Origin of the sequence: Streptomyces spororaveus (assembly GCF_016755875.1) — a bacterium.
GTDB classification, from domain to species: Bacteria; Actinomycetota; Actinomycetes; order Streptomycetales; family Streptomycetaceae; genus Streptomyces; species Streptomyces spororaveus.
In genome coordinates, this window is the sequence record NZ_BNED01000005.1 from 4885856 (window position 1) to 4909021 (window position 23166).

20 protein-coding genes and 1 pseudogene are annotated in these 23166 nt (G+C 72.1%); 13 read left to right on the forward strand and 8 right to left on the reverse strand.

All coding sequences use genetic code 11. The features are described from left to right. Positions 1-70 precede the first annotated feature (70 nt). Positions 71-751, reverse strand: a complete 681-nt coding sequence (locus Sspor_RS24515; protein ID WP_202203832.1) for a bifunctional DNA primase/polymerase — start codon at positions 749-751, stop codon at positions 71-73. A 222-nt stretch (positions 752-973) separates the two neighbouring features. On the opposite strand from Sspor_RS24515, the gene Sspor_RS24520 reads away from it, so the two are divergent. Together Sspor_RS24520 and Sspor_RS24525 are read left to right on the forward strand one after the other, a co-directional pair. Continuing rightward, positions 974-2353 (forward strand): NsdA family TPR-like regulatory protein, encoded by a 1380-nt coding sequence (locus Sspor_RS24520; protein ID WP_202201043.1) that lies wholly within the window; start codon positions 974-976, stop codon positions 2351-2353. Between the two features lie 175 nt (positions 2354-2528). Further along, the gene (locus tag Sspor_RS24525) at positions 2529-3827 is read left to right on the forward strand and encodes a hypothetical protein (RefSeq protein ID WP_237404004.1); all 1299 of its coding nucleotides are present in this window, start codon (positions 2529-2531) and stop codon (positions 3825-3827) included. 13 nt (positions 3828-3840) lie between these two features. Here the strand turns inward: Sspor_RS24525 and Sspor_RS24530 are convergent, their stop codons facing one another. Then, positions 3841-5130, reverse strand: coding sequence for an ABC transporter substrate-binding protein (locus tag Sspor_RS24530; RefSeq protein ID WP_202201045.1), 1290 nt, complete (start codon positions 5128-5130; stop codon positions 3841-3843). A gap of 195 nt (positions 5131-5325) precedes the next feature. Between Sspor_RS24530 and Sspor_RS24535 the strand changes: the two genes are divergently transcribed. Both Sspor_RS24535 and purU read left to right on the forward strand, forming a co-directional pair. Beyond that, a complete protein-coding gene (locus Sspor_RS24535) occupies positions 5326-5772 on the forward strand; it encodes an SCO4402 family protein (RefSeq protein ID WP_030774087.1) in 447 nt (148 codons plus the stop codon). Positions 5773-5786: 14 nt separating this feature from the next. Beyond that, complete coding sequence (purU, locus tag Sspor_RS24540) at positions 5787-6677, forward strand: formyltetrahydrofolate deformylase (protein WP_202201046.1); 891 nt, start codon at positions 5787-5789, stop codon at positions 6675-6677. A gap of 150 nt (positions 6678-6827) precedes the next feature. Here purU and Sspor_RS24545 read toward each other — a convergent pair whose 3' ends face one another. Continuing rightward, on the reverse strand, positions 6828-7346 hold the full coding sequence (locus Sspor_RS24545; protein ID WP_202201047.1) for an EF-hand domain-containing protein: 519 nt from the start codon (positions 7344-7346) through the stop codon (positions 6828-6830). A gap of 306 nt (positions 7347-7652) precedes the next feature. On the opposite strand from Sspor_RS24545, the gene Sspor_RS24550 reads away from it, so the two are divergent. Both Sspor_RS24550 and Sspor_RS24555 read left to right on the forward strand, forming a co-directional pair. Then, positions 7653-8216 carry a sigma-70 family RNA polymerase sigma factor gene (locus Sspor_RS24550; RefSeq protein ID WP_202201048.1) on the forward strand — a complete coding sequence of 188 codons (564 nt, stop codon included), beginning with the start codon at positions 7653-7655 and terminating at the stop codon, positions 8214-8216. After that, positions 8213-9489, forward strand: a pseudogene (locus tag Sspor_RS24555) (maleylpyruvate isomerase N-terminal domain-containing protein). The gene Sspor_RS24550 and the pseudogene Sspor_RS24555 overlap by 4 nt, the downstream one beginning before the upstream one ends. 483 nt (positions 9490-9972) lie before the next feature. On the opposite strand, the gene Sspor_RS24560 reads toward Sspor_RS24555, so the two are convergent. After that, entirely contained in the window at positions 9973-10407 is a 435-nt protein-coding gene (locus Sspor_RS24560) for a VOC family protein (RefSeq protein WP_202201049.1), read from the reverse strand. A 939-nt stretch (positions 10408-11346) separates the two neighbouring features. Continuing rightward, a complete protein-coding gene (locus Sspor_RS24565) occupies positions 11347-12900 on the reverse strand; it encodes a class I adenylate-forming enzyme family protein (protein ID WP_202201050.1) in 1554 nt (517 codons plus the stop codon). A 154-nt stretch (positions 12901-13054) separates the two neighbouring features. On the opposite strand from Sspor_RS24565, the gene Sspor_RS24570 reads away from it, so the two are divergent. The 4 genes from Sspor_RS24570 to Sspor_RS24585 all read left to right on the forward strand — a co-directional run bounded on the left by Sspor_RS24570 (position 13055) and on the right by Sspor_RS24585 (position 17170). Further along, on the forward strand, positions 13055-14260 hold the full coding sequence (locus Sspor_RS24570; protein WP_202201051.1) for an amidohydrolase family protein: 1206 nt from the start codon (positions 13055-13057) through the stop codon (positions 14258-14260). Beyond that, positions 14260-15417, forward strand: coding sequence for an acyl-CoA dehydrogenase (locus Sspor_RS24575; protein WP_202201052.1), 1158 nt, complete (start codon positions 14260-14262; stop codon positions 15415-15417). The genes Sspor_RS24570 and Sspor_RS24575 overlap by 1 nt, the downstream gene beginning before the upstream one ends. A 4-nt stretch (positions 15418-15421) precedes the next feature. After that, complete coding sequence (locus Sspor_RS24580) at positions 15422-16351, forward strand: acyl-CoA dehydrogenase family protein (protein WP_202201053.1); 930 nt, start codon at positions 15422-15424, stop codon at positions 16349-16351. A 342-nt stretch (positions 16352-16693) separates the two neighbouring features. Then, the gene (locus Sspor_RS24585; protein WP_237404005.1) at positions 16694-17170 is read left to right on the forward strand and encodes an ATP-binding protein; all 477 of its coding nucleotides are present in this window, start codon (positions 16694-16696) and stop codon (positions 17168-17170) included. 177 nt (positions 17171-17347) lie between these two features. Here the strand turns inward: Sspor_RS24585 and Sspor_RS24590 are convergent, their stop codons facing one another. The 3 genes from Sspor_RS24590 to Sspor_RS24600 all read right to left on the reverse strand — a co-directional run bounded on the left by Sspor_RS24590 (position 17348) and on the right by Sspor_RS24600 (position 19852). Then, on the reverse strand, positions 17348-17965 hold the full coding sequence (locus Sspor_RS24590) for a TOPRIM nucleotidyl transferase/hydrolase domain-containing protein (RefSeq protein WP_202201054.1): 618 nt from the start codon (positions 17963-17965) through the stop codon (positions 17348-17350). Positions 17966-18097: 132 nt separating this feature from the next. Next, entirely contained in the window at positions 18098-18784 is a 687-nt protein-coding gene (locus Sspor_RS24595) for a hypothetical protein (RefSeq protein WP_202201055.1), read from the reverse strand. A gap of 141 nt (positions 18785-18925) precedes the next feature. Further along, positions 18926-19852 carry a cyclase family protein gene (locus tag Sspor_RS24600; RefSeq protein ID WP_202201056.1) on the reverse strand — a complete coding sequence of 309 codons (927 nt, stop codon included), beginning with the start codon at positions 19850-19852 and terminating at the stop codon, positions 18926-18928. A gap of 120 nt (positions 19853-19972) precedes the next feature. Here Sspor_RS24600 and Sspor_RS24605 point away from each other — a divergent pair, with 120 nt between their 5' ends. From Sspor_RS24605 to Sspor_RS24615, 3 genes are read left to right on the forward strand one after another with little or no spacing between them, the layout of a single operon-like run. Next, the gene (locus Sspor_RS24605) at positions 19973-20884 is read left to right on the forward strand and encodes an SDR family NAD(P)-dependent oxidoreductase (RefSeq protein WP_202201057.1); all 912 of its coding nucleotides are present in this window, start codon (positions 19973-19975) and stop codon (positions 20882-20884) included. A 9-nt stretch (positions 20885-20893) separates the two neighbouring features. After that, positions 20894-22096: an acyl-CoA dehydrogenase family protein gene (locus tag Sspor_RS24610; protein WP_202201058.1), complete on the forward strand. Its 1203-nt coding sequence runs from the start codon at positions 20894-20896 to the stop codon at positions 22094-22096. Continuing rightward, positions 22093-23160, forward strand: coding sequence for a Zn-dependent alcohol dehydrogenase (locus Sspor_RS24615; RefSeq protein WP_202201059.1), 1068 nt, complete (start codon positions 22093-22095; stop codon positions 23158-23160). The genes Sspor_RS24610 and Sspor_RS24615 overlap by 4 nt, the downstream gene beginning before the upstream one ends. Positions 23161-23166 lie beyond the last annotated feature (6 nt).

The window sequence follows — 23166 nt, forward strand, 5'->3', positions numbered from 1 at the left end:
AGCAGTTACTTATGTCATCAGTTTTCGCCCTGATTTCGCAGGTCGGCAGGGCGGGGTCCGGGTGTCCGGGTCAGCCCTGGCGGCGCTTGCGTTCCGCCGCGGCCTCACTGCCGCACGCGTACGCCAGAGCGTCGATCAGCTCCTCGGTGTCCGGCAGCCACCGGTTCGCCGGCGTGGGCCGCCGCGCCCACTGGACCGAGCCCCGGCCGCCGAACCGGGTGGGCGGCGCCGCCACGTACTCGCCCTCGCCCCGTGCCACCAGGTCGATCGTGGCGGCCGGCCAGCCCAGCTTGCGCACCAGGTCGGGCACCTTGACGCCGGCGCCCGGCAGGACGAAGAACAGCATCCGGTGTTCGGGCGTGAGCGTGACCGGCCCGAGGGTGCGCTCCATCCGCTCCAGCCGCGCCAGCGCGAGGAATCCGGCCGACTCGGGCACGTCGAGCGCGTCGAAGGTCCGGCCCGTCGGCAGCAGGATCGAGGCCTGCGGGTGCTTCGCCCAGATCCGGCGCACCTGCACCGCGCTGCCGGTGGCGTGCGCCGCCCAGTCCTTCACCGCCGGGTGCGCGCCGGGCGCCGGGCAGTCCTCGGCCCCGCAGGAGCACAGCTCGCGGCCGTCCCCGGGCTCCAACCAGGTGCCGGCGAAGACATCCCAGTGCCGTTCTTCCGCGTACCGCACGGCATGGTCCAGCAGCTGCTCGCCGCGCTGCTTGGGGATGGGTGCGGTCTCCGTGACTCCGATGGTCTCTTCCACGCCCATCACAACTCTCCGGGTCACCCGGGGTTACGGGCGTAAACCCGGCGGCGGGCGGAGCATCGATCCTGCATACGGGGCGCACTGATGCACGCGTGGGGGCGCGTAGGAGGCCGGGGCGCCGGAGTTGGGTAGCGACACGACGCAGAGCGGAAGATTCTCCGCACATCAGGCGGGAAGTGATCATTCCAACGGATCACCCGCGGTCAGCAGGGGGTTTTCATGGCAGCCAGGCCTCTCGTCGCCCGCCAGCCGAACGAACGGCTGCAGGCGCTCATCCAGGAAGCCGGGTGCTCCAACGCCGGGCTAGCCCGGCGCGTGAACATGTGCGGGGCCGAGCACGGTCTCGATCTCCGCTACGACAAGACCTCCGTGGCCCGGTGGCTGCGCGGCCAGCAGCCGCGCGGCCGGGCTCCCGGAATCATCGCCGAGGCGCTCGGGCGCAAACTCGGCCGGACCGTCACGATCGACGAGATCGGCATGGCCAACGGCAAGAACCTCGCTTCAGGGGTCGGCCTGCAGTTCTCCCCGACCGTCGTCGGCGCCATCGAGCAGGTCTGCGAGCTGTGGCGCAGCGATGTCGGCCGCCGTGACTTCCTCGCCGGCTCCAGCGTGGCCGCCTCCGCGCTCGTCGAGCCGAGCCGCGACTGGCTGATCACCGGGGCCGACACCCAGGTGGCCCGCAGTGGCGGCTCGCGGGTCGGCATGCCGGACGTCGAGGCGGTCCGCGCGACCACCGAGGCGCTCAAGGACCTCGACCACCGCTTCGGCAGCGGGCACGTCAGGCCGGTGGTCGTGCACTACCTCAACTCGGTGGTGTCCGGGCTGATCGGCGGCTCGTACCGGGAACCCGTCGGGCGGGCCCTGTTCGCGGCGGTGGCCCGGCTGACCGAGCTCGCCGGCTACATGGCGGTGGACACGGGCCAGCCGGGCCTGGCCCAGCGCTACTACATCCAGGCGCTGCGCCTGGCCCAGGCGGCGGGGGACCGGGCGTACGGGGGCTACGTGCTCGCAGCGTCCATGAGCCACCTGGCCGCCGAACTGGGCAACCCGAGGGAGATCGCGCAGCTGGCCCGGGCCGCCCAGGAGGGGACGCGCGGGCAGGTCACCCCGCGGGTCGAGGCCATGTTCTACGCGGCCGAGGCGCGCGGGCACGCGCTGCTCGGGGACACCCGGGCGACGGCGGTGCTGTCCGGGCGGGCGGTGAGCGCGCTGGAGCGGGCCGAGCCGGAGTCGGGTGACGACCCGGTGTGGATCCGCCACTTCGACGCGGCGTACCTGGCGGACGAGCTGGCCCACTGCCACCGCGACCTGGGCCAGGCGGACGCGGCGGCCAGGCGGGCGGAGGAGGCCCTGCGGGGTCTCCCGGCGGGCAAGGCACGCCGCCGGGCGATCGGGCTGCTGCTGCTGGCGGCGGCGCAGGTGCAGCAGCGGGAGGTGGAACAGGCCTGCCTGACGGCGACGCAGGCGGCGGAGCTGCTGGAGGGGCTCCGCTCGAACCGGGGCGTGGAGTACCTGGACGACTTCCGGGCGCGGCTGGAGCCGTACCGGGAGGAGGCGGCGGTGCGGGAGTTCGCGGCGCGGCTGGAGGTGACGGCCTAGGAATGTCCGGCGCCGACCGTTCGGGGCTGTGTTCCCGGCCCCGGGCCCCGGATGTCGGCGCAGCCGGTTCGGTCGGCCGGGGTGGGGTTCGGGGTGCTCTCCCGGTGGCGGTGCGTGACCGGGTAGCGTGAGCCGACGGTTCCGTAGGGTCGGGCGAGTCGGAGAAGGAGTCCCGGTGACGCAGAACGGACAAGGGGGCGCCCCCCAGCAGGGTGCCCCGTGGGGTCCGGACCCGGCGTCCGGATATCCGGCGTACCCGGATCAGCAGCAGCCGCCGCAGGAGCAGCAGCCGCAGCCCGGGGCCGCGTACGGATACCCGCAGGCCTACCCCGGCGCGGAGGCCGTGCCCGGGCACGTGGTGGGACCCGGCTACGAGGGGCCGGGGGATCCGCACGGCTACGGCTACCCCCCGCTGCCCGAGGCCGCGACCCAGTACATCCCGCCGGTCCCGGCCGCCCCGGCCCACGATGAGGCCGCGACCCAGTACATCCCGCCGGTCCCGGCCGCCCCGGCCCACGATGAGGCCGCGACCCAGTACATCCCGCCGGTGCCGGCGGGTCCCGGGCACGACGAGGCGGCGACGCAGTACATACCGCCGGTCCCGGCGGCCCCCGTGCACGAGGCGGCGACCCAGTACATGCCGCCGGTCCCCGCCGCCGAAGGGTTCGACGGGCTCTTCCGCGGCGACGACGCCGCCGGGCAGACGCAGCACCTGCCGCCCGTACAGGATCCCGTGCTGCGCCGGCCGTCGCCGCGTCCCCACCCGCAGCAGCCCCAGTACCAGCAGCCGCACCAGCCGCCGCAGCAGCAGTACGCCCCGCCCCCGCCGCCCCCGGAGCCCGCGCGCAAGGTATCGCCCGCGATCATCGCGGCGGTGGTCATCGGCCTGGCCGTCGTCGGGCTCGGCGTCGGTTCGCTGCTCGCCGACGGCAAGCCGCAGAACAACGACCCCGGCGCGGTCGCCGACGCCCCGGCCGCGAACGGCGGATCCGCGGCCCCCGGCGGTGAGGCTCCGGTCGACCCGGCCCGCCCGCAGGCCGTCCAGCTCGACAAGGTCCTCGCGGACAGCAACGACAGCCGGGCCGCGGTGATCAAGGCCGTGGAGGACATCAAGGCCTGCAGCAACCTCGACCAGGCGGCCGCCGACCTGCGCGACGCGGCCCGCCAGCGCGAGGAGCTCGTCACCCGTCTCCAGGAGCTGAAGCTGGACCAGCTGCCGGACCACGTCAAGCTGTCCGCGTCCCTGACCAAGGCCTGGCAGTCCTCCGCGGACGCCGACAACAGCTACGCGGCCTGGGCGGACGACGTGGACGACGACAAGTGCAAGGACGGCAAGGCCAAGGCCACCAAGAACGCCTCCGAGGGCAACAAGTCCAGCGGCGAGGCGACGAAGGCCAAGGAGTCCGCCGCGACCCTGTGGAACGCGATCGCCGGCAAGTACGGCCTCACCAAGCGGGACAAGACCCAGCTTTGAGAGCCGGTTCGGATCAGGCCGTGGGCGGGGCCGCCACCAGGGTCGGGGTCATGTCCAGGGACTGCTCGCCGGGCTGTGCCACGAGCCGCCCGGCCTGCACGATCTGGAAGGTGACCTGGCCGTTGACGATGCGGGGGAAGCCGGCGACGGCGCGCATGTCCTGGTAGCGCCAGCTCAGGGCCGGGGTGAGGCCGCCGGTGTTGACCGGCTGCGACTCGTTCAGGGCCCGCTTGACCGTGCGGCCGGTGACGGGCGCGTCCGACGCGAAGCGCTTGAGGATCTCGCTGAGCACCGTGTACGCGATCCAGGTGGTCTGCGCCCCGCTGTCGTCGGGGTCGACGCTGTCGTCGCCGAAGGCGAACTCGGAGACCACCTTCCGCATGGGCTCCCAGAGGGGATCGGCGGACACCGGGTACCAGCTGGTCAGGTAGGCGCCCTCGAAGGGGCTCTCCTTGCCGCCGGTGCGGTCCACGAGGGACTGGCTCACGCTGCCCAGGACGGAGGAGATCTGCGGCTTCTTGCGCTGGGCGTCGGTCCGGCGGAAGGCGTCGAAGAAGGTCTCGGTGCGCTCGCCGAGGACGGCGGTCACGCAGCCCTTCTCCTTTTCCTTCTCCTTGCCGGTGCCGCTGGTGTGCGCGAGGGCCTCGCGGGCCTGCGCCACGAAGTCGGCGGAGTCCTCGGCGGCCCGGATGTCGGATGCGTCCGCCATCTTGTTGGCCCGCAGTCCGGCGTTGAGGAGGACCGGCAGGGTGTCGCCCGCGATGGTGTCGGGGCGGACCAGGGCGACCTGGTTGCAGGCGCGGCCCAGCTGGTGGCCGGCCCCGGCGATGAGGACGGGCTGGCCGCCGTTGACCGGGTAGGACAGGGGGGACTGGAACTCCTCGGAGGAGACTCCGTAGCCGCCGATGAAGGGGATGCCCTCCGCCTCCAGCGGGGCCATGAAGGCGCGTCCGTGCTGGCTGTAGGAGCCGACGACGGCGACCGCCTTCTCGGCGACGGCCTTGCGGGCGCAGTCGGCGGCACCGGAGGGCGTGTTCTTCTCGTTGCAGGTCAGTACGCGCAGTTTGCGCCCGTTGATCCCGCCCTTGGAGTTCACGTAGCGCTCGTACGCCTTGGCCATGCCGGTCATTCCGGGCATGTTGGTCGCTTTGGTCTCTTCGGGGGCGAAGGTCATGACGGTGACGGTCCCGCCGGACCCTCCGGAACCCCCGGGGAGCGCCCCGCACGCGGCGATGAGGCACGTACCCATCGCCGTGGCCACGAAGGTGCGGGAGAGGGATACGGCGCGTCGCGAGATGGTCATGTCCATGCACCATTCCGCCCCGCTGGTAACTGTCGAGTGAGATGGACACAACATCGGGTGACGGCCAGGTGAATTGCGGGGGCGCCGTCGCCGTGGGCGCCTCAAGATCGCGCTGAACAGGAACGTACGATCGAAAGCGTGACATTCGCCCAAGGTTCGAAGAACTCTTCCCGACGCGGCGGCCGCTCCTCCACCATGGGCGGCATGCCCCTCAATGACATGCCGTGGTGGCGCTGGCGCAGCAACGTGCGCTCGGCGCTGCACATGCTTTCCGATCCGGTCTTCCACGAGGACACCTGGCTGACCGGCGACGAGGCGTACGGCGACATCACCGACGCCGTGTACCGGCTCGTCGAGGACACTTGGCTCGACAGCTGGTCCGCCGAGAAGTACGTCGGCACGATCTTCCGCGACTCGCAGGAGGCGGCCGTCGTCGACCTCGCCGTGCTGCGGGTGCTCCGCATCCTCCACCAGGTCGGGCCCGACGCCCCCGTCTCCGCCTACCTGGAGCACCACGCGTGGCCCGAGGCGGTACGTGCCGCGCGCGAGGCGCACGTACGGCTGGCGGAAGCCGACGGGGACGACCCCGACGTGCGACCGACATCGCTCGATGCGCTGAAGATCCTCACCCGCGCGGTGTGAAAGGCTGTGCGGTCATGAGCGACCCGCACACCGAGGCCCCGGCCCAGCACCAGCCCCAGCCGCAGTACGTCCTGACCATGTCCTGCCCCGACAAGCAGGGCATCGTGCATGCCGTGTCGAGTTACCTCTTCATGACCGGATGCAACATCGTGGACAGCCAGCAGTTCGGAGACCGGGAGACCGGGCTCTTCTTCATGCGGGTGCACTTCGAGGCCGAGCCCCCGGTGACGGTCGACAAGCTGCGCGCCAGCTTCGCCGCGATCGGCGACTCGTTCAAGATGGACTGGCAGATCCACCGCTCCGAGGAGCGCATGCGGATCATCCTCATGGTGTCCAAGTTCGGGCACTGCCTGAACGACCTGCTGTTCCGTACGCGGATCGGCGCCCTGCCGGTGGAGATCGCGGCCGTGGTCTCCAACCACACCGACTTCGCCGAACTGGTCGGCTCCTACGACATCCCGTTCGTGCACATTCCGGTCACGAAGGACACGAAGGCGGAGGCGGAGGAGCGGCTGCTGGAGCTGGTGCGCGCCGAGAACGTCGACCTGGTGGTCCTGGCGCGCTACATGCAGGTGCTGTCGGACAAGCTGTGCACGGAACTGAGCGGGCGGATCATCAACATCCACCACTCGTTCCTGCCGAGCTTCAAGGGCGCGAAGCCGTACCACCAGGCGCACGCGCGAGGCGTGAAGCTGATCGGCGCGACCGCGCACTACGTGACGGCGAACCTCGACGAGGGACCGATCATCGAGCAGGAGGTCGAGCGGGTCGGCCACGAGGTGACGCCGGACCAGCTGGTGGCGATCGGGCGGGACGTGGAGTGCCAGGCGCTCGCGCGCGCGGTGAAGTGGCACAGCGAGCACCGCGTGCTCCTGAACGGCGCCCGCACGGTGGTGTTCGCGTAGCGAAGTACGGCCCCGCCGGCGTGTGAGGCGCGGTCGGCCCGTGCGGGCCGGGCTGCCGGGGGCGCTGCCCCCGGACCCCCGCGCCTCGCACGCCGACGGGGCTGGATCGTGTCGGCGCAGCCGGATGTACGGCCGGGCGCGCCGCAGGCGTTACGCGTCGGGGGCTTCCACCCCGCAGTAGCCCGCGAAGGCCGCCAGGATCTCGTCCTCCGAGATACGGCCGTCGCGGTCCGCGTCCAGGGCCGCCGCCACCTCGGTGGCCAGCTCCGGGGCGGTGCCCAGGACGCGCAGCACCCGGGCCGCGTTCGGTGGCGTCGCGCCGCCGCCGTCCTCGTCCGCCACCGCGATCACGGCCCGCAGGAACGGCCGCGCGATCTCCGCGAACCGCTCCGGGTTGTCGCGCAGCCGCTTCGCGGCCCCGGTGATGAACTCCTCGCGGGACACCCGCTGGTCCCCGTCGACGTCCGCGATGCCGGCCATTCCCTGCCAGAAGGCCTCGGCGCCCGCGAAGACGGCCTGGCCCTTGTCCGACCGGGCGGTGGTACCGAATTCGGCCAGGACGGCCTTAGCGGCCGCGCTGAAGTCCTCCCGGTCGATATAGCCGGACCCGTCCTGGTCGAAGGTGGCGAATCGGGCGGCGATCTTGCGCTCGTATTCTGCGCTGTCCATTTCGGCGTTCCGCCTTCACGTGTGCAGTGGGGTTCAGATCAAGACAAGACAAGGCAGGAGCGTAAGGCCTATGTGGCCTGCGCGTTAAGCGAAGTGGTCAAGGAGGCGGCCGCATCGAACCCGCGCACGGGGAGCGCGGTGGGGCGCGTACACCTGTCCCCATGTGCCGTCGGCCGTACCACCGTTCACGCCCTGCCACGCGCCTATCACGCAGGGCGCACTTCCAGGGTGAGGTTCTCGCAAAAGAGGCGCGATCCGCCATGTGCCCACTACATTCGATGCGTCGACACACGGCTGGGGGCATTCATGCCGAAGGACGCACCACCGCGCTGGGACCGCCGCATGCAGCAGCGACTCGCCCGTGGCGAGGCCGCCGCGCTCGGGGAGCTGTACGACCGGTTCGCCTCGCTCGTGCACAGCCTGGCGCACCGGGTGCTGGGCGACGAGAAGGCGGCTGACCGGATCACCCGCGAGGTGTTCGGCTACATCTGGGAGAACCCGGACGCCTACGACCCCAAGCAGGGCTCCATGCGCTCATGGGTCGCCCGGATCACCCAGGGCCAGGCCGTTGCCCGGCTGCGCCAGGCCGAACTGGGCCGGGGCTCCCGCGAGGAGCTGGAGCAGAAGGTGCGCAGCGCCAACGCGGCCGCCCGCGCCGACTACATCGTCACCTCGATGCCCGCGCCCCTGCGCGCCGCGCTGGAACTCGCGTACTTCAAGCGGCGCGACTACCGGCAGGCCGCCGCCGACCTGCAGATCAGCGAGGACGAGGCGCGGCGCAGGCTGCGGCTCGGGCTGCAGTTGCTGTCGACCGCCAACGCCCTCCCGCAGGAGGAATCCGCCCAGTCCGGATATGGAACACCCCGATGAACGGCCCTCCCCAGTCGCCCGATGACGGATACGAGCGTCCCGGCGGCGGCCAGGCACGGATACCGGGTCCGCGCGGCGCCGCCGACGACCTCGACCCGGGGCACGCGCCGCGGTTGATGCCGCCGCCGATCGAGCTGCCGCCGTTCGAGCCGGTGCCGTTCGAGCCGGCGCCACCGCCCTCGCACTCCGTGCTGAAGTCCCTGCTCGGCGCGTGGGCACTGGCGGCCTGCTCCGCCGAGGAGACCCAGGCGGTGGAGGACCACCTCACCGAGTGCGCGCCCTGCGCGGAGGAGGCGCTGCGGCTGCGCGACGCGGTGGGGCTGCTGCACCCGGAGGAGAACCTCGACCTGAAACCGCTGCTGCGCTCGCGCGTCCTGGAGGACTGCCTGGGCAAGCGGCCGGCCCGCATTCCGGTGCCGGTGTGGGCGAGTCCGTACGACACCGAGACCGCGCGGCTCGACGCGCTGCTGCAGGACTTCGGGGACTCGGAATGGCACACCCCGGTGCGGCTCAAGTGGTTCGAGGAGGAACGGCGCCGGTCGCAGCGGACCACGGTGGCGGGGGTGATCGGCCATCTGCTGTCGGTGGACGGGCTGATCGCCTCGGCGCTGGGGCTCGACGACCCGCTGGGTCCGGACGCGCCGAAGGGCGGTCCGACCCTGCGGACCGAGCACTTCTGGGGTGCGTCGCCGTACCCGGTCACCCGGCAGGTCCGCGACCCGTGGCGGGAACAGGGCCACACGCTGGTGCGTACGGTCTCCTTCGCGGGCCGGGGAGTCGCCGAGCTGGCGGTGGACTACGGGGGCTTCGCGCTGCCGCTCGGAGACGCCTTCCTGGAACGGGCCTTCGAGTGCTGGGTGCACGCGTGGGACATCGCGGAGGCGGTGGACTACCCGTACGAGCCGCCGTCCGGGCCGCACCTGCACGGGATGATCGACCTGGCGGCGCGGCTCCTGCCGAGCGCGCTGGCGCAGCGCAGGCGTGCGGGTCTGGCCGCCCCGGCGCGGGGCCTGGTCGCGGCGGGCGCGCCCGGGCGGACCCTGCACCTGGAGATCGAGGGAGCGGGCGGCGGAGGCTGGGACATCGCGCTGGACTCGCCGGGAGCGAAACCGTCGCCGGAACGGACGGTCGCGGAGATCGCCCTGGACGGCATCGAGTTCTGCCAGCTGGCCGCCGGGCACATCTCCCCGGAGGAGGCGCGGTGGGCCAGCACGGTGACCGCGAGGCGATCCGCGATGTCCTGTTCGCGGCGGCCTCACTGAGCAGGCTGTAGGAGCGAGGCCGCTGCGGGCGGGGTCGGGTGGTGGGGCGGGGGCTCCGGAGGGCGGGAGCTGCTCGGGCGGTGGTCAGTGATGTGCTTGGGGGTTTCCCGTCAGTCTCATCGTCTCTCCGTGTCGGGCCGGTCCCTCAAGGGCGCTCGTTCCTCGCGTCGCTTCGCGATGGCCTTCGGCCACCCTTGACCGACCGTCCCGCCCCGGAAATCCGAAGACTGCCGAGAAGCCCCCAAAAGAACGAGCCGGTCCAGGCTCCAAGGGACGGGGCGGCCAGAGATGCCCGGCCCGGTCGGGGGCGGGGACACCCGACAGACGGGGGCCCATGGCAGCGGCCTGCCGGGTCGGGGGAGGCGCGTCCAATCGCTACGCGCTCCCGACGTCTCAGCGTCTCCAGCCCGTCGTGGGCCGGACATAGGCCGCCCCGGATCGCTACGCGCTTCTCGCGGACCGCGACCGGCGGCCGTCCGTGGCTGATCCGCCCGTCAGTCCAGGCAGAACTCGTTCCCCTCAGGGTCGGCCATGACGATGATCCCCTGATCCATGGCATTGCCGTCCAAGCGGTACAGCCGCTTCGCGCCCAGGCCTTCCAGCCGGGTGCACTCCTCCTCCAGCACGGCCATCCGCTCGTCCCCCTTGAGGCCGGGGGCGGAGCGCACGTCCAGATGCAGGCGGTTCTTGCCGGTCTTTCCCTCCGGGACCTGCTGGAAGAAGATCCTCGGCCCCTTTCCGTCCGGATCCGTGATGGCGGACCGGCTGTTGTGCTGCTCGGGCGGTACGCCCCAAGCGGTGAGTGCGGCCGGCCAGTCGGGGAACCCCTCGGGCGGGGGCTGGACCTGGTAACCCAGCGCCTGCGCCCAGAACACCGCCTGCGCTCCCGGATCCGCGCAGTCGTACGTCACCTGGAACTCCTTGGCCATGCTTCCTCCAACCGCCCGGAATCTGCTCGCGTCCTCGCCGAGCGCTCCCATCCTCCCGGCTGACGAGAAGAGTTCAACTCATTTGGCCCGCGTCAAACGATCACATTCGCCGTGCATCCGGCGGGTGGCTCGATGTCGACGGACGGACGCCGGACTGCGGCTATTCCGTCGTGCATCCGGGTCAGCCCACGTGTGCGTCTCAAAGGCCAGCCGTTTGGGTCTTATTGCCCCTATTTACACCCCAGCTCGTGAGCCCGGTGCTGCGATGACCCTTGTTCACGACGCAATAGCCGAGGAATGAGCCGCCAGTCCCTCTCCGCCGCCCCCGCCGGCCGTCGGACGCGCGCCGACGGGTGGTGGGCCGTCTTGCCCGGCCCCCGGCCGGTCGTCGGACGCAGGTCGAGCGCCGAACCGAGGCCGTGGGCGGCCTATGTCCAGCCCAGGCCGGCCGTCGGACGCAGGTCGAGCGCCAGATCGAGGCCTTGGGCGGCCTATGTCCAGCCCAGGACGGTCGTCGGACGCTGAGACATCAGGAGCGCGTAGCGATTGGACGCGCCTCCCCCGATCCGGGTCCGGGTCTGGATGGGCCCCGTCTGTCGGGTGTCCCTGCCCCCGTCCGGGCAGGGGGTCTCTGGCCGCCCCGTCCTGATCCTTGAGTGCCCGGCTCGTTCTTTTGGGGGCTTCTCGGCAGTCTTCGGATTTCCGGGGCGGGTCGGTCGGTCAAGGGTGGCCGTCAGGCCATCGCGTAGCGACGCGACGACGAAGGAGGAGCGCCCTTGAGGGACCGGCCCGCCGCGGAGAGACGATGAGACTGACGGGAAACCCCCAAGCACGTCACTGACCACCGCTCCCGTGGATTCCGCTCCTCCCGCAGCCGTCCCGCGCCTGGAAAGGTGGGTCCCCCGTCTCCCCATCCCCCCCCCGCCACCCCCGTCCCCCCTACGCGTATCGCTCGCGCAGTTTGTACTTCAGGACCTTGCGCAGAGTGTCGTTGCGGGGGAGGGCCTCCAGGAGTTCCAGTTGTTCCGGGAGTTTGTGGGTGGCCAGGCCTTGGGTGCGGAGGTAGGCGGTCAGCTGGGGGAGGGTCAGGGGGGCGGCCGACGGAGGTTGTTCCACGACCGCGCAGACGCGTTCGCCGCGGGTCGGGTCCGGGAGGCCGATGACCGCGACGTCCGTGACGCCGGGGAGCTGGTGGAGGAGGTCCTCGATCTCCTTCGCCGAGATGTTCTCGCCCTTGCGGATGATGACGTCCTTGCTGCGGCCGGTGAGGACCAGGTAGCCGTCCTCCGTGAGGTGGCCGAGGTCGCCCGTGACCAGGTAGCCGTCGCGGTCGAAGGCCTCGGTCCGCTCGTCGCCGTTCAGGTAGCCCTGGCAGACGGCCTCGCCCCGGAGGCGGACCTCGCCGTCCGTGTCCGGGGGCAGTTCGGTGCCGTCCGGGGTGGTGATGCGGATGGACATGCCCGCCGGGGGGCGGCCCTCGGTGGCGGCGAGGTTCTCGGGGGTGTCGTCCGGGGCGCCCATGGTGATCATCGGGACCTCGGTCATGCCGTAGCCGTGGGTCAGCTGGCAGCGCAGTTCCCGTACGACCGCGTGGTAGATCTCCGGGGGTTTGGGGGCGCCGCCGCCCGCCAGGAGGCGCAGGGTGGGGATCAGCGGGATGTCCGGGGCCTTGCGCTGCTCGGTCAGGAACATGGAGTAGAAGGCCGTCGATCCGCCGGCCACGGTGACCCCGTGGCGGCGGTACCCGTCCAGCGCGTCCGGCATCGCGAACTTCTCGAAGAGGACGGCGGGGAAGCCGTACAGGAGCAGCATCACCAGGTAGTCGGGGCCGCCTATGTGCGCGTACGGGAAGGCCATGGAGCCGACGTCGGAGGGGCGCAGGCGCAGGGCGTGGGCGAGGCAGGAGCCGCCCGCGATCAGGGAGCGGTCGGTGTGCAGGACGCCCTTGGGGTCGGAGGTGGTGCCGGAGGTCCAGTAGATCCAGCGGACGTCGGTGCCGGAGGCGGGTGGCGCGGGGAGGGTGGCCGGGTCGCCCTCGGGGAGGGTGTCGTAGGCCTCCAGGACGCCGCGCGCGCCGAGGCGGGAGGCCATGGCGGTGTGGTCGAAGCCGCGCCAGGTTCCGGGGACGGCGAAGTACTCGGCCTTGGACTCGCGGAGGGCGAAGCCGACCTCGCGGTCCCGGTAGAAGGGGATGACGGGGGTCTGGACGGCGCCGATGCGGGCGAGGGCGGCGGAGAGCAGCACGGTCTCGATGCGGGTGGGGAGCTGCCAGGCGGCGACGGTGCCGGGGCGTACGCCCGTGTCGTGCAGGCCGGCGGCGACGCGTTCGGCGCGGTCGTGCAGTTCGCCGAAGGTGAGCCGGCGGTCGTGGGCGGGGTGGTCGGCCGCCTCGATCAGGGCGGTGGTGTCCGGGGTCAGTGCGGCCCGGCGGGAGATGAGTTCCCACAGGGTGCGGGACCGGCTCAGTTCTGTCGCGGTCGCGGTGTCCGTCATCCCAGACCTCCCCTTGGCCGAGCTCGTGGCCGAACCTTGAGCTGACGGATAGTCAGATCAAGCGCAGAGCGTAGGGCGCCGACGCTTGTCGGTCCAGGGGTGGCGGGGCTAGCTTGTTTCTGACGATCCATCAGATCGGTGAATTGGGGAGACCATGGAACTGCCTCGGATCATCAGCGTCGACGACCACGTGATCGAGCCCGCGCACCTGTTCGATGTCTGGCTGCCCGCGAAGTACCGCGACCGCGGGCCCAAGGCGCTCACCGCCGGCATCGGCGAACTCGCCTACACCGGCGGCAAGTACGTCATCACCATGGACCCCGACGGACCGCCGACCGACTGGTGGATCTACGAGGACCTGAAGTTCCCGTACAAGCGCAACATCGCCGCCGTCGGCTTCGACCGCGACGACATGACCCTGGAGGGCATCACCCGCGAGGAGATGCGCCGCGGCTGCTGGGACCCCAAGGCGCGCCTGCTCGACATGGACCTGAACCATGTCGAGGCGTCGCTGTGCTTCCCGACGTTCCCGCGCTTCTGCGGCCAGACCTTCGCCGAGGCCCATGACAAGGAGGTCGCCCTCGCCTGCGTGCGCGCCTACAACGACTGGATGGTCGAGGAGTGGTGCGGGGACAGCGGCGGCCGGCTGATTCCGCTGTGCATCATCCCGCTCTGGGACATCGACCTCGCCGTCGCCGAGATCCGGCGCAACGCGGCCCGCGGGGTGAAGGCGGTGACCTTCTCCGAGATTCCCACCTACCTCGGCCTGCCCTCCATCCACTCCGGCTACTGGGACCCCTTCTTCGCCGTCTGCCAGGAGACCGGCACGGTGATCAACATGCACATCGGGTCCAGCTCCCAGATGCCCGCCGCCTCCCCCGACGCGCCCCCCGCCGTCCAGGCCTCGCTCAGCTTCAACAACGCGATGGCCTCGATGATGGACTTCCTCTTCAGCGGGGTGCTCGTCAAGTTCCCCACGCTCAAGCTCGCCTACAGCGAGGGCCAGATGGGCTGGATCCCCTACGCCCTGGAGCGCGCCGACGACGTCTGGGAGGAGCACCGGGCCTGGGGCGGGGTCCGCGACCTGATCCCCGAGCCGCCGTCCACCTACTACTACCGGCAGATGTTCTGCTGCTTCTTCCGCGACAAGCACGGGATCGCCTCCCTCGACGTCGTCGGCCGCGACAACGCCACCTTCGAGACCGACTACCCGCACGTGGACTCGACCTTCCCGCACACCAAGGAGGTCGCCCTCGACCACGTGAAGGGGCTCGACGACGAGACGGTCTACAAGCTGATGCGCGGCAACGCCATCCGCATGCTCGACCTGTCCTTCGACCGGGACCGCACGAGCCGCTGATGGACCTGACCTACACCGAGGAGGAGCAGGACTTCCGGGCCCGGCTGCGCGCGTGGCTCGCCAAGGTGCTCCCCGAGCTGCCCGCCCGGCCGTCCCCGGACGACTGGCCGGGCCGGCGCGCGTACGACCTCGGCTGGCAGCGCAGGCTGTACGAGGCCGGGTACGCGGGCCTGCACTGGCCGGTCGACGCGGGCGGCCGGGGGGCCACCCCGACCCAGCACCTGATCTTCCTGGAGGAGACCGAGCGCGCCGGGGCCCCCTACGTCGGCGCGAACTTCGTCGGGCTGCTGCACGCCGGCCCGACGATCGCCGCCGAGGGCACGGCCGCGCAGCGGGCGCGCTGGCTGCCGCCCGTGCTGCGCGGCGACGAGGTGTGGTGCCAGGGGTTCAGCGAGCCGGACGCGGGCTCCGACCTGGCCTCCCTGCGGACGCGGGCCGTGCGGGACGGCGACGACTACGTGATCAGCGGGTCCAAGATCTGGACCTCGCACGCGGAGGTAGCCGACTGGTGCGAGCTGCTCGTACGCACGGACCCCGACGCCCCCAAGCACCGCGGGATCACCTGGCTGGCCATGCCGATGGACGCGCCGGGAGTCACCGTACGGCCGCTGCGCACGCTCGCCGGGTCGACGGAGTTCGCGGAGATGTTCCTCGACGACGTCCGGGTCCCGGTGGCCGACCGGGTCGGCGCGGAGAACGACGGCTGGCGGGTCACCATGGTCACGCTGTCCTTCGAGCGGGGCACCGCCTTCGTCGGCGAGGTCGTCGCCTGCCGCCGGACCCTGGGGGAACTGGCCCGGACCGCGAAGGCCAACGGCCGCTGGGACGACCCGGTCCTGCGGCGCAGGCTGGGGCGGCTGTACGGGGAGTTCGGAGCGCTGTGGCGGCTCACCCAGTGGAACGTGAGCGAGGCCGGGCGGTCGGCGGGCGGGGTCCCCGGCATCGGCGGTTCCGTCTTCAAGCTCGCCTACTCGCACGCCCGCCAGGAGCTGTACGACACGGCGGCGGAGGTCCTCGGGGCCCAGTCCCTGTCCCTGGAGGAGGAGTGGACCCTGGACCGGCTCTCCTCCCTCTCGTACACGATCGCGGCGGGCACCTCGCAGATCCAGCGGAACATCGTCGCCGAGCGGATCCTCGGCCTCCCGAAGGGCCGGTGAGGGCATGGACTTCCAGCCGACCGAGGACCAGAAGGACCTGCGGGCGGGCGTACGGGACCTCCTGGCGGGCCGGTACGGCCGCGAGGCGCTGCGCGCCTCCCTGGACACGGGCACCGCCGTGGACCGGGGGCTGTGGCGGGAGCTGGGGGCGGCGGGCTTCTTCGCGCTGCGCCTGCCCGAATCCGAGGGCGGTGTCGGCCTGGGGCTGCCGGAGGCGGTCCTGGTCTTCGAGGAGGCCGGGCGGGCGCTGGTGCCCGGGCCGCTGGTGGCCACGCACCTGGCTGCCGGGGTGGTCCCGGGGGCGGCGGCGGGAACGGCGGTGGTGAGCGCCTTCGACCTGGGCGGGCGGCTGGTGGCCCACCTCGGGGAGGCGGACGCGGTGCTGGGGGCGTCCGCGGTGCCGGCGGGCGAGCCGGTGCGCTCGGTGGACCCGCTGACCCCACTGCACCGGGTGGCCTCGTACGGCGGCGGCGGCGACGGCAACGGCCGCAGCGTCGGCGACTGTTCCGCGTTCCGCGAGGCGGGCGCGCTGCTGACGGCGGCGCTGCAGCTCGGGAGCGCGTTGCGGACGGTGGAGCTGGCGGTGCGGTACGCGGGCGAGCGCGAGCAGTTCGGGCAGCCGATCGGGGCGTTCCAGGCGGTCAAGCATCTGTGCGCGGGGATGCTGGTGCGGGCGGAGGTGGCCCGTACGGCGGTCTACGCGGCGGCGGTGACGCAGGACCCGGGCGAGGTGGCCGCGGCCAAGCTCCTCGCGGACGGGGCGGCGGTGGGCAACGCCCGGGACTGCCTGCAGGTGCACGGCGGGATGGGTTTCACCTGGGAGGCCGACGTGCACCTGCACCTGAAGCGGGCCTGGGTGCGGTCCGAGCAGTGGCGGACGGCGGGGGAGGCGGAGGAGCTGCTGGCGCAGGAGCTGCTGGGCTCGGCCGGGTAGGTTCCCGGTCGGCGGACGTCGCTCACGGTGATGTGGAGGCACGGGAAGGACGGCGCGGGACGCATGTCCGATTACAGAGAGTTGATATCGGTTTGTGTCCTTCGCCCAACCCATTGCGGCCCGGAAGCGGGGGCCTGCTCCGGTACGCTCCCACGAATGCGAGCGGTTGAGCGGCGCGAGCGTCGCACAGTATGCACCACGCCCACTCCTTCGCGGGGGAATATGCCCGAAGCGCTTGTTGTGGTGACTGTATGTCAACCATGCTGCTACGGAAGGGGGTCACAGTCGGTGATCCCGTCCTGTCGCGAGGCGAAGTGTCCGCCGGTTCGGATGGTGTGAGCGGTGCAGGTGCTTCAGGTTCAGCTGGAGGTCGGTGCGGATCCCGCCGAGGTCGGCCGGGCCCGCCGGTGGGCGCGTTCCCGGCTGGCGGGGTCGGGCATAGGGGACGACGAACCGCTCGCCGAGACGCTGATCCTGCTGATCTCCGAACTGGTCACGAACGCGGTCGTGCACACGGGCTGTCCGGCCGTGCTGCGGATGCTGTTCGGGGGGCCGGGGGTGCGGGTCGAGGTGGCCGACGCGAGCGACCGGGCGCCGAGCCGCCGGCAGGCGTGCGGGGAGGACACGGGCGGGCGCGGGCTCGAACTGGTCGACGGGTTGGCGGACCGCTGGGGCTGGCAGCGCGAGGGCGCGGGCAAGCAGATCTGGTGCGAGATCGACCGCGCGGAGAAATCCACCTCGGACTGCGCCTCCGCATGCTCCTCGGACGGCCCGTCGGAATGTCATACCCCGCCTCGGGAACCGCGCGTGTACCTCTAACGAGGTGTTGACGGTTCGTCACATCTTGATCACCCTGGTGTGGAGCGATTCGACGCGAGGGGACGCCAAGGACAGGCCTTGACGAGTGCGGGTCGTGGGGTGGCGGCCGCTCGGGGCGTGCATGCGCGCCGCCGCCACCCGCAGAACCTGCCTGGTCCGGCCGCCAGCCGGCGCCGGTCACAGGCACGCCAGGAGATCGTCGAGCGGGGCCGGTGTCCGGTCGGGGGCCAGGGCCTCGACGAGCAGGCGGCCGTAGCGGATCTTGCGGCCCTTCTGCGTGCCGAGGAAGCGCCGCACCTGCTGCTGCCGGGGCCGGCCGTGCTGCGCGGGCTGGCGCAGGAAGGTCTGCCAGGCGCGGAGGTCGCCCTCGGCCCCGAAGATCTCCTCGACCGCCGCCGGGCCGAGGGCGCGGATGAGCTCCTCCTCCAGGTCCGCCACGCACACGAAGAAGCCCCGGCGCGGCGCCCGCGCCCGGTCCAGGCCGCGGTCGTAGAAGGGCTGCTCGCGCTCGTCGCACAGTCCCGTCAGGCGCAGGCCCAGGCCGGGCGGCCCGAGGAGTGCGGCGTAGCGGGCCACGCTCATCGCCCCGCCCATCGGTACGACGCACACTCCCTCGGCGGCGAGGTCGCGGCCGCGCCGTGCGGCCAGTGCCTCGACGGCCGCGTGATCGCTGGGCCCTTCCAGGAGCACCGCCGTCCGTACGTTGAGGCGGACGGCCAGTTCGCGTGCGGCCCCGCCGGGTCCGCCGCCCGCCCAGCCGGTGACCGCATCCCGGAACGCCCGCATGTCCGTCATAGGGCGAGTCTGCGCCTTCGCCGGCGCCGGAGCACGGAATTTTCGGGCCGGCCGCCCTCCCTGTGACCGGGCCGGGCGCGGGCGCGGCCTGCGGCGGTGGCGGTGGAGCGGTGCCGCCGCCGCAGGGGCCGCTCAGCCGTCGGTGCAGATCACGTCGTACGGGCGGCCGATCGCGATGGTCAGCTCGATCGGGTCGGTGGTGCCGGAGGGGCACTCGGACTTCGTCTTGACGAGGCCGAGCACCTTCTGGGCGCCCGAACCGCCGCAGGCGACCTCCTTGGCCTGGGAGGTCACGCAGTCACCCTTCACCAGCTGGCCGCCGCCGGCGCCGGCGTCACCGGGGTGGTCGCCCGAGAGGTTGCGGCCGCAGACGGTGTTGGTGGGGATGCCGCTCCCCTTGCCGCCGTAGGAGATGCTCACGTCGATCATCAGGTCCGTGCCGGGCGGGCACTGGACCGCGTTCGGGAGGATGCTGGCCTCCTTGATGTCGATGGCCTTGAAGGTGGCCCCGGAGTCGGAGCAGCCCGCCCGCTTGTATCCGTCCGGTGCCTTGGACGGGTCGGGGCCGCCGCAGTCGCCGACCTTCCACGAACTGGAGGTGTCGGAGGAGGACTCGGGGGATCCGGGGTCCTTGGCGGTGGGCTTGGTGGAGGGGGAGGCGGAGGGGGACGCCGTCGGCTTGCCGTCGTCCTTGCGGAGGGACTGCATGATGAAGTAGCCGCCGATGATGACCACGGCGAGGACGATGACGGCGACGACGTTGCCGCCCGAGCGGCGCCTGGGGGCGGGCGGCGGCGTTACCTGGTACGGGTTGGCCATGCGAGCTTCTCCTGCGGGGAAGGTGGTGGGGACGGGGCGTGACGCGCGTACGGTGACGCGGCATGTACACCTCATGGTTCCACCGCCCACGGCTCGCGGGTGGCCGGGGCCGTCCGGTCCGGCGCCGCCTGCCCGCCGGGCTCAGAGGACGGCCACCGGGGCCACGGGGGTGCCGGTGCCGCCGACGAAGGGTTCCGGCATCGCGGAGAGGAGGAAGGCGTACCGGTTTTCTTCTGCACAGGCTGTGGACAACTTTTCGAGGTTCCAGTTCTGGCCCTGGTGCATGCCCATCTCGACCAGGTGGAGGGCGTGGACCGGCAGCCACAGGTTCTCGACCTCCGGCGGGAAGATCTCGAAGGTCAGGGTGTCGTTCGCGACGGCCGCCACGTCCCGCGCGTGGAACCACTCGGGGGTGCGGACGGACAGTCCGGGCGAGGGGAACCCGTAGCCGTGCTTGTCGCCCGCCAGGTAGACCTGGATCTGGCCGGTGCGGACCAGGACGATGTCACCGGGGCGGACGGTGACCCCGCCGAACTCCTCGGCCTCCGTCAGGTCCCCGGGGGTCACCGCGTGGTCCCCCGGCAGCCGGTCCAGCCCCTTGGTGCGCGCGACGTCGAGGAGCACGCCGCGCGAGACGATGTGTCCGGCCTTGTCTATGCCGCTGAACTCGGCGCGGCCGTGTGCCGTGATGGTGCCGGCCGGGCGGCCGTTGTAGATCTTCCCCGAGTGCGAGACGTGGGTGAGGGCGTCCCAGTGGGTGCCCGCCTGGAGGCCCATGCTCACGGCGTCGTCGCTGCACGCCACCGTTCCGGGGCCGAAGAGCTCCTGGTTGATCTGCACCATCGTGTGCAGCGGGTTGATCCGGCCGGGGATCATGCCGACCTGGACCCCGTCCTCCTTGAGCGGCAGGGCGAGCGGGATCCGGCGGCCGGTGCGGATCTCGGCCGCGGCGCCCCGGACCACCTCGTCGGTGATCAGGTTCAGGGTGCCGATCTCGTCGTCGGCTCCCCAGCGTCCCCAGTTGTTGACGCGCTTGGCGATGTCGTGGAACTCGGCGGGCAGGGTCATGGGCGTCGACAGCTCCTTGCGTGGATGCGGTGGTTACGACGTCAACGAGGGCTTGTGCAGGTGTATCTGACTACCCATAGAATCTAACGGTCCGTCAGAAATCGCGGGAAGGGGCCGGACGTGGGGAACTTCTTGGCAGGCAAGGTCGTGGCCGTCACCGGCGCCGGCCGGGGCATCGGACGGGCCGTGGCACTCGCCGCGGCCGCCGAGGGCGCCAAGGTCGTCGTCAACGACTACGGGGTCGGGATCGAGGGCGCGGAGCCCACCAGCGAGATCGCCGAAGCCGTGGTGAAGGAGATCACCGCCCTCGGCGGGGAGGCCGTCGCCGTCGCCGACGACATCTCCACCATGGCGGGCGGCCAGCGCCTCGTCGACACCGCGCTCGCACGGTACGGACGCATCGACGGAGTCGTCTGCGTGGCCGGCATCCTGCGCGAACGGATGCTGTTCAACATGTCCGAGGAGGAGTGGGACCCGGTCGTCGCCACCCACCTCAAGGGAACCTTCACCGTCTTCCGCGCCGCCTCCGCCGTCATGCGCCGGCAGGGCACGGGCACCCTGATCGGCTTCACCAGCGGCAACCACCAGGGCTCCGTCGCCCAGGCCAACTACAGCGCTGCCAAGGGCGGGATCATCTCCCTCGTCCGCTCCGCCGCACTGGGCCTGGCCAAGTACGGGGTCACGGCCAACGCCGTCGCACCCGTCGCCCGCACCCGCATGTCCGCGAACGTCCCCATGGAGCTCAAGGAGATCGGCGAGCCCGAGGACGTGGCGGCGCTGGTCACCTACCTGCTCAGCGACCGGGCCCGGGCCGAGGACATCACCGGGCAGGTCTACACGATCGCCGGCCCGAAGATCGCCGTCTGGGCGCAGCCGCGCGAGCTGCGCGCCGGATACGCCGAGGGCTCCTGGACGCCGGAGAAGATCGCCGACTTCCTGCCCGGCACGGTCGGCACCGACCCGATGCCGATGCTCGCGCAACTGGAGGCGATGGCGAAGGCGGCGGCCGCCAAGGACCGCCCCAACGCGTAGGGGCGCGGCGTGGACTTCAGTTTCGGGGCCGAGGACGAGGAGCTGCGGCGGCGCGCCCGGGCGTGGCTGGCGGAGCACCTCGTGGGCCCGTACGCGCAGGCCGTCGGCCTCGGCGGCCCGGGCAGCGAGCACGAGGGGACCGGGATCCGGCGGGCGTGGGAGCGCGAGCTCGGCCGGGGCGGCTGGATCGGGCAGGGCTGGGAGGCCGACGGGTGGGGCAACCGGCGGCTGTCGCTGACCGGGCAGGTGGTGTGGGCGGAGGAGTACGCGGCCCTGCGCGCGCCCGGCCGGGTCGGCCACATCGGCGAGAACCTCCTCGCCCCGACCCTCATCGCGTACGGGTCGCCCGAGCAGCGGGACCGGTTCCTGCCCGGCATCGCGCGGGGGGAGGAGCTGTGGTGCCAGGGCTACAGCGAGCCGGGCGCCGGGTCCGACCTCGCGGGGATCCGTACGGCCGCGGTACGGGACGCGGCCGACGGGCTGTACCGGGTCACCGGCCAGAAGATCTGGACCTCGCTCGCCCAGGACGCCGACTGGTGCTTCGTCCTGGCCCGCACCGAGCCCGGCTCGCGCCGCCACCGGGGGCTGTCGTTCCTGCTCGTACGCATGGACCAGCCCGGCCGCGTCGAGGTCCGGCCCATCCGGCAGATGTCGGGCACGAGCGAGTTCAACGAGGTGTTCTTCGACGGGGCGGTCGCGGCGGAGGTCGTCGGCGCCGAGGGCGACGGCTGGACCGTGGCCATGGGCCTGCTCGCCCTGGAGCGGGGCGTCTCGACCCTGGTGCAGCAGATCGGGTTCGCGGCGGAACTGGAGCGCGTACTGGCGTCGTACGCGGCACGGGCCGCCGCCGGAGCCGGGGACGCCGTCCTGCGGGAGCGGCTGGTCCGGCAGTGGGCGCAGCTGCGCACCATGCGGTGGAACGCGCTGCGCACCCTGGGAGCCGAGGGGGACGCGGGCGCGCCCAGCGTGGCCAAGCTGCTGTGGGGCGGCTGGCACCGGCGGCTGGGGGAGCTGGCGGTGGAGGTCCGCGGCGCGGCGGCTTCCGCCGGGCCGGCGGGCTGGGCGCCCGGGCTCCCGTACGAACTCGGACTCGACGAGGAGCAGCGCCTGTTCCTGTTCACCCGCGCCGACACCATCTACGGCGGCTCGGACGAGATCCAGCGGAACATCATCGCCGAGCGTGTGCTCGGCCTGCCTAAGGAGCCCAGGTGAGAGGCGTCGTGTTCGACGGCAAGCAGGCCCAGGTGGTCGACGACCTGGAGATCCGGGACCCGGGGCCGGGGGAGGTGCTGGTCGCGATCGGGGCGGCCGGGCTGTGTCACAGCGACCTGTCGGTGATCGACGGGACGATCCCCTTCCCGCCGCCGGTGGTGCTCGGGCACGAGGGCGCGGGCATCGTGGAGGCGGTGGGGGCGGGCGTCACGCACGTGGAGCCGGGCGACCACGTGGCTCTGTCCACCCTCGCCAACTGCGGGGCGTGCGCGGACTGCGACCGGGGCCGGCCGACGATGTGCCGCAAGGCGATCGGGATGCCGGGCCGGCCGTTCTCGCGGGGCGGGCAGCCGCTGTTCCAGTTCGCCTCCAACTCCGCCTTCGCGGAGCGGACGATCGTCAGGGCCGTGCAGGCGGTGAAGATCCCGGCCGACATTCCGCTGACCTCGGCGGCGCTCATCGGCTGCGGGGTCCTCACGGGCGTGGGGGCGGTACTGAACCGGGCGCGCGTGGACCGGGGCGAGAGCGTGGTCGTCATCGGCACCGGCGGCATCGGGCTGAACGTGCTGCAGGGGGCCCGGATCGCGGGTGCCACGACGATCGTGGCGGTGGACGCGAACCCGGCGAAGGAGGCGGTGGCCCGGCAGTTCGGCGCCACGCACTTCATCGACGCCTCCGCCGTGGCCGACTCGTCGGAGGCGGTCCGCGAGATCCTGCCGACCGGCGCCGACCACGCCTTCGAGTGCGTGGGCAACGTCAAGCTGATCCGCCAGGCGATCGACCTCCTCGACCGGCACGGGCAGGCGATCCTGCTCGGCGTGCCCGGCTTCCGGGAGGAGGCGTCGTTCCTCGTGTCGTCCATGTACCTGGACAAGACGATCATGGGCTGCCGGTACGGGTCCTCGCGCCCGCAGCGTGACATCGCGCTGTACGCCGAGCTCTACCGGCAGGGCAGGCTGCTGCTGGACGAGCTGGTGACGGAGGTCTACCCGGTCGAGGACTTCGCGAAGGCCGTGGACGACGCCCACCACGGGCGGGTGGCGCGCGGCGTGCTCACCTTCTGACGCCCT

Coding starts and splice junctions, on each gene's coding strand:
- Sspor_RS24520 (WP_202201043.1), top strand. CDS start 974: ATGGCAGCCAGGCCTCTCGTCGCCCGCCAGCCGAACGAACGGCTGCAG.
- Sspor_RS24530 (WP_202201045.1), bottom strand. CDS start 5,130: ATGACCATCTCGCGACGCGCCGTATCCCTCTCCCGCACCTTCGTGGCC.
- Sspor_RS24535 (WP_030774087.1), top strand. CDS start 5,326: ATGGGCGGCATGCCCCTCAATGACATGCCGTGGTGGCGCTGGCGCAGC.
- purU (WP_202201046.1), top strand. CDS start 5,787: ATGAGCGACCCGCACACCGAGGCCCCGGCCCAGCACCAGCCCCAGCCG.
- Sspor_RS24545 (WP_202201047.1), bottom strand. CDS start 7,346: ATGGACAGCGCAGAATACGAGCGCAAGATCGCCGCCCGATTCGCCACC.
- Sspor_RS24550 (WP_202201048.1), top strand. CDS start 7,653: ATGCCGAAGGACGCACCACCGCGCTGGGACCGCCGCATGCAGCAGCGA.
- Sspor_RS24560 (WP_202201049.1), bottom strand. CDS start 10,407: ATGGCCAAGGAGTTCCAGGTGACGTACGACTGCGCGGATCCGGGAGCG.
- Sspor_RS24565 (WP_202201050.1), bottom strand. CDS start 12,900: ATGACGGACACCGCGACCGCGACAGAACTGAGCCGGTCCCGCACCCTG.
- Sspor_RS24570 (WP_202201051.1), top strand. CDS start 13,055: ATGGAACTGCCTCGGATCATCAGCGTCGACGACCACGTGATCGAGCCC.
- Sspor_RS24575 (WP_202201052.1), top strand. CDS start 14,260: ATGGACCTGACCTACACCGAGGAGGAGCAGGACTTCCGGGCCCGGCTG.
- Sspor_RS24580 (WP_202201053.1), top strand. CDS start 15,422: ATGGACTTCCAGCCGACCGAGGACCAGAAGGACCTGCGGGCGGGCGTA.
- Sspor_RS24590 (WP_202201054.1), bottom strand. CDS start 17,965: ATGACGGACATGCGGGCGTTCCGGGATGCGGTCACCGGCTGGGCGGGC.
- Sspor_RS24595 (WP_202201055.1), bottom strand. CDS start 18,784: ATGGCCAACCCGTACCAGGTAACGCCGCCGCCCGCCCCCAGGCGCCGC.
- Sspor_RS24600 (WP_202201056.1), bottom strand. CDS start 19,852: ATGACCCTGCCCGCCGAGTTCCACGACATCGCCAAGCGCGTCAACAAC.